Below are 5,161 nucleotides of genomic sequence, written 5' to 3'. Positions count from 1 at the left end.
ATTACCTACCTTAGATTTGGCAGCAGTTTTAAAGAAACTGTAATATGCCAAAGCTTCGGCATAAGCTTCACTTCCGGCTACCAAATAGGTGTCATCGAGTCTGTTATAAATAAACCCAATCGCCCTTAGCAGCCGGTCCATCAACTTCATAGCCTTCAAATCCTTTTCGAGTTCTTCCACATCAGCGTAGGGAGGTTTAAGCTGGGGATTTTCCTTTACCCAGTCTCGTGCCTTCTCTACAAAGGGAATCGCCTTGTCTCCCAGTTTGAGAATGTTACGCCGCTCTTCCGCATTTAGATTTTTAAGATGCGGTAAAAGCTTTCTCTCCAGGATGTCGATTGCCCCATCAATCTCATTGAGATCCTGATCCGGAATGTTCAATGATAAAAGATTTGATGTAGACATGATAAAAAAGGAATTAAAAGATAAATAATTAAAAATATATTTGTAAAACGGTATCTAAAATAGTAATAAAATTCCAAACAAAACCATAAAACAGAAATAATTTTTTGGGTGCCAGGAAACATAAAAGGTAAAAAATACTGGAAAGGCTTATAGGATAAGAAAAAGATGCGATTATGAAATGGCCTTACTTTTGATAAAAAAATGCTTAATTTCCATGAAAAGTTAAAAATCTTTGATAAAAGGTATAATAAAAAAATGACTCCCACCGCGTAGGCAGGAGTCCAGGTTCAATGTCCTTCGGCATATAGCCTTATTGTGATAAGATGTAAAATAGAATGCTTCAAATACAACAAAAGTTCAAGTATATTCCAATTTTAGAAAAATATTTATAATATACAGAAAACGGAGGGCCTTTTCTGACCCTCCGTTCTGGCTCCAGGCAGTTATATACCGGTTTATTAGGATAAAAATATGATATCTTACCGGCTTATGGAAGTTATTTTCCGTGTATCAGCTTTTGGTGCATCTCCTGCATGTGTTCCAGGTCGAATTTGATCACCTCACGGTCGTAGGTCATGAAGCCGTTCACTTCGGTTTCCACGTCGGTGGTCTGAGTATAGACGGCGGCTGCCAAGCCCTGTTCCTTCAGTGGGAACACTTTTTGAAGCAAATCATCGTACTGGTTGTGCAGCTTTTCCTTCGACTGCGAAGTTTCATAATGGCTCGGTGCCCTTGAGAAATCCTGCAGCCAAAGATGATCTTTTACAACGAGCGCCTGACCGCCGAACTCGCCCAGCACGGCAGCCCGGTTATCTTCCGTCTCGGGCATATCCGGACCGGGATAGGAATGGATGTCATGAACATCCCCCACCTTTCTATCATGCCATCCGCTGGCATTGTTTACCAGGCGGGTTGGATCCAGCTTTTTGGTCATCTCAACGATCTCGCGGGTCTGGAACTGACCCCAGCCTTCATTAAAGGGCACCCACATCACGATAGAGGGGTGGTTATAGAAATCTTTGATGAGGTTCTTGTATTCCTTTTTGAACTGCTCAGCAGAGGCTTCGCTGCGGTAGGGAATTTTGCCGGGCCGCATGTCGCCGCTGGGCATATCCTGCCATACCAGTACACCCATCTTGTCGCACCAGTAATAGAACCGCTGCGGCTCCACCTTCACGTGCTTGCGCAGCATGTTAAAACCAAGGTCTTTGGTTACCTGCACATCATACTTAAGCGCTTCATCAGTAGCAGCAGTGTACAATCCGTCGGGCCACCAGCCCTGGTCGAGCGGACCAAGCTGGAACAGCGGCTTGTTGTTCAGGAACAGCCGGGTGTATCCGTCTTCTCCTTTGCCCAGTGAGATCTTCCGCATCCCGAAATAACTTTCCACCTGATCAACAGCATTGCCTTCACCGTCCAACAGTTGGACTTCAAGATCATAGAGGAAAGGATCTTGGGGAGACCACAATTTGGGATTTTCAAGTTCAACGAATAGGCGGTTGTCGTGGAAACCTGTGGAGGTAGCCACTGTCTGACCCTCATCCCTGGCGATCACTTTTATCTGATGATCATCAGAAACATGACTGGCATAAGCCTCTATTTTTACTTGGTTTTGATCTACCTGAGGTGTGATTTTCAAATTCTTGATATAAGATTGGGGAACATACTCCAGCCAGACGGTCTGCCAGATACCGGTAACGGCTGTATACCATATACTGCGCGGATCGTGGGTCTGTTTGCCCACGGGCTGATGGCCCAGATCCGTCGGGTCCCAGGCAGTAACCTCTATTTCTTGTGGTCCGGATGACTCCACATACTCGGTAATGTCATAGGTAAAGGGATCATAGCCTCCTTTATGCTTGCCCACATGCTCGCCGTTGACAAACACGTCGCTTTCCCAGTCAACGGCACCAAAATGCAACAGAACCCGTCCGTTTTCATAGGGATTGTCAACGGTAACACTGCGTTTGTACCATACGCGGTTGTCGGCTCCTACTATTTCCTTAATTCCTGAAAGGGCTGATTCTACCGGATAAGGTACCAGAATTTCTTCCTCATATTCACCGGGACCTCCCATTTTGGAAGTCATCTGAAAATCCCATAAACCGTTAAGGTTTTTCCAGTGATCTCGCTTCATCTGTGGCCGGGGATGTTCAGGCAGGGCATTCTCAGGGCCTACTTCTTCCGCCCAGGTTGTAAAAAGCGGATTATTCGCCTTTTCATACTGATTTTCCTGAGCCTGCAGGATGAGATTACCTAAACCGGCAAACAATACAAAAAATAATACAATAATGGTTCTCTTCATAGTTAATTGGTTTAGTGGTTCAAAAATTTTTATAGATCACGTAGCGATGTTTACTTAACCCGAATTATTCACAAATAATTCTGACGCTATTGAAAAACCTGGTTTTTTGCTTCATTACTTTTCGCAAAAACCTGGTTTTTCTAATGCGGGGTTACCTTGCTCCGCACGCTGTCGCTGAAGCTTTAGCGTAGGCGCCTGAAGCTTCGCGAAGGCGAGCCTGGATCCTACCCGCAAACCATCGCGCATTCATAAACTTCACTCCATTCGTTTATGAATGATCCAGGTTAAAACGTATATCCAATCCGGCGGATTAAAATTATAAATTATCTCCTGTTTTTATATATAATTTTGCCAAGCCAAAACGGAAACACATTAAATTCCTTGAAAGCATCCTGTTTGGTTTTGGCTTTTCCAAATTAGGGCATAATATTACAAAATCTTATATTTTTATTTGGATTGTTCAGGAATATTTATTTACTTGCACCCTGTTAAATTTGCTAAAATGATTACGTCAATTAACAATAACAGCCTTCACAACAATAATAACCGTAATAATAATCAGTATTTACGGGCGGGAAGGCTGTGAAAAAAACAAAATGAACATTGATAAGATAAAAAGCCTTCCTGCAACCAGGAAGGCTTTTTTGTTACCATAAAACTAGAAGTCATGTATCAGGCAATCAATAATAATAACAATAATAATTGTCTCTTTCCCCGGGGAAGCTGATCCATTATTTATTGTATCTGTTCAGACCTTCCCCGGAGCCGGGGAAGGTTTTTTTGTTTAATTTAAAACCTTTTTTTATGAAAAAACTAATTATTCCTAAAGATTATCAGAACCTGCTCAGCAGGGAGGCTACAGAGGCAGCGATCAAGTTCATTAAGGACGAGTTTCAGAACACCCTGGCAAGCAAGCTGGGATTAAAACGCGTGACTGCCCCGATGCTGGTGGTAGGCGGCACGGGTATCAATGACGATCTGAACGGTGTGGAGAAGCCCGTAAGTTTTCCGGTGTATTCACTGGATAATACCAAAGTGGAAGTGGTTCAGTCACTGGCCAAATGGAAACGGCTGAAGCTTGCCCAGCTTAACGGTGAAAAACTAAGAGGCATCTATGCCGACATGAACGCATTAAGGCCCGATGAAGAACTGGGCAACATTCATTCTGTTTATGTTGATCAGTGGGACTGGGAAAAAGTGATCAGTGCCGGGGAGAGAAACCTGGATACCCTGAAAGAGACGGTTGAGAAAATCTACGAAGCCATCCGCTTTATTGAAGAGGATGTCAACTGGCAGATCACGGGCCTGGAACCTTTCCTGCCAAAGGATATCAAATTCATCCATGCAGAAGAGCTCCGGCAGAAATATCCCGACAAAAGCCCCGGAGAAAGAGAAAATCTCATCACAAAAGAACACGGAGCCGTATTTATTATTGGAATCGGCCACAAGCTTGGTGATGGTCAGCCTCACGACGGACGTGCTCCCGACTACGATGACTGGTCCACTCCAACAGAAAACGGGAACAGGGGATTAAACGGTGACATCCTGGTCTGGAACCCGGTACTGGAACAGGCATTTGAAATATCTTCCATGGGCATTCGGGTTGACAAGAAAGCCTTGCATGAACAGTTAAAAATCTCCGGTACAGAAGACCGCAAAGAACTATACTTTCACAGCAAACTGCTGAATGATGAACTGCCACTGACTATGGGCGGAGGCATCGGCCAGTCGAGGCTTTGTATGCTTTATCTCAGAAAAGCCCACATCGGGGAAGTTCAGGCCTGCGTCTGGCCGGAAGAGATGCGGGAAAAATGCGAAAAAAACAACATCAAATTACTTTAACCATTTAATTCATAAAAAAAATGTGTGGTTTTGCAGTTTACACAGGTTCGGATAAAAGGACACGGCTCGATATTGCGAGCGAGTTTCAAAAACTCAAATACCGCGGTCCTGACAATACGGAAACAGAAGATTTTACCGATAAGGGCTGGATGGGGTTCCACCGCTTAAAGATCATGGACACAACCGATGACGGCAATCAGCCCATGAGCTACCGGCACATTCATCTTATCTGTAACGGTGAAGTCTACAACTACAGGGATCTGTACCAACAATACAGTGATAGGTATGAATTTCAGTCGAAAAGTGACTGTGAGGTGATCATTCCCATGTTCCTGGAAAGGGGGCCGGGAGAAACAGCGCAGGAACTTGATGCAGAATTTGTATTCGTAATATATGATTCAGCTCAGGACAAATATTTTGCTGCCCGCGACCCCGTTGGCATTCGCCCCATGTTTTATGGCTATACTGAGGAAGGCAGTATCATGTTTGCCAGTGAAATGAAAGCCCTGCACAATCTATGCCCGCAGGTAAAGCCTTTTCCGCCCGGCCATTACTATGACGGGGAAAAATTTATTTCTTACCGGGATATTGCAGCGGTATCTGAATATA

4 protein-coding genes are annotated in these 5,161 nt (G+C 44.2%); 2 read left to right on the top strand and 2 right to left on the bottom strand.

Features of this window, described 5'->3' with window-relative positions; genetic code table 11:
* Positions 1–405: hypothetical protein (locus KGY70_16620; GenBank protein MBS3776824.1), on the bottom strand; the 405-nt coding region annotated here is incomplete at its 3' end.
* A 496-nt stretch (positions 406–901) separates the two neighbouring features.
* Positions 902–2,710, bottom strand: a complete 1,809-nt coding sequence (locus KGY70_16615) for a beta-galactosidase (GenBank protein MBS3776823.1) — start codon at positions 2,708–2,710, stop codon at positions 902–904.
* Positions 2,711–3,514: 804 nt separating this feature from the next.
* Here KGY70_16615 and KGY70_16610 point away from each other — a divergent pair.
* A complete protein-coding gene (locus KGY70_16610; GenBank protein ID MBS3776822.1) occupies positions 3,515–4,552 on the top strand; it encodes an aspartate--ammonia ligase in 1,038 nt (345 codons plus the stop codon).
* Positions 4,553–4,572: 20 nt separating this feature from the next.
* Positions 4,573–5,161, top strand: a 589-nt coding sequence (locus tag KGY70_16605) for a hypothetical protein (GenBank protein MBS3776821.1), incomplete at its 3' end; no start/stop codon positions are given.

The organism is Bacteroidales bacterium (genome assembly GCA_018334875.1).
In the GTDB taxonomy this organism is placed as follows: Bacteria; Bacteroidota; Bacteroidia; order Bacteroidales; family UBA12077; genus JAGXLC01.
This window is presented reverse-complemented; position numbering and strand designations above follow the sequence as displayed.

What these genes read in the sequence shown, in the direction of transcription:
- KGY70_16615 (MBS3776823.1), bottom strand. Translation starts at nt 2,710, where the DNA reads ATGAAGAGAACCATTATTGTATTATTTTTTGTATTGTTTGCCGGTTTA.
- KGY70_16610 (MBS3776822.1), top strand. Translation starts at nt 3,515, where the DNA reads ATGAAAAAACTAATTATTCCTAAAGATTATCAGAACCTGCTCAGCAGG.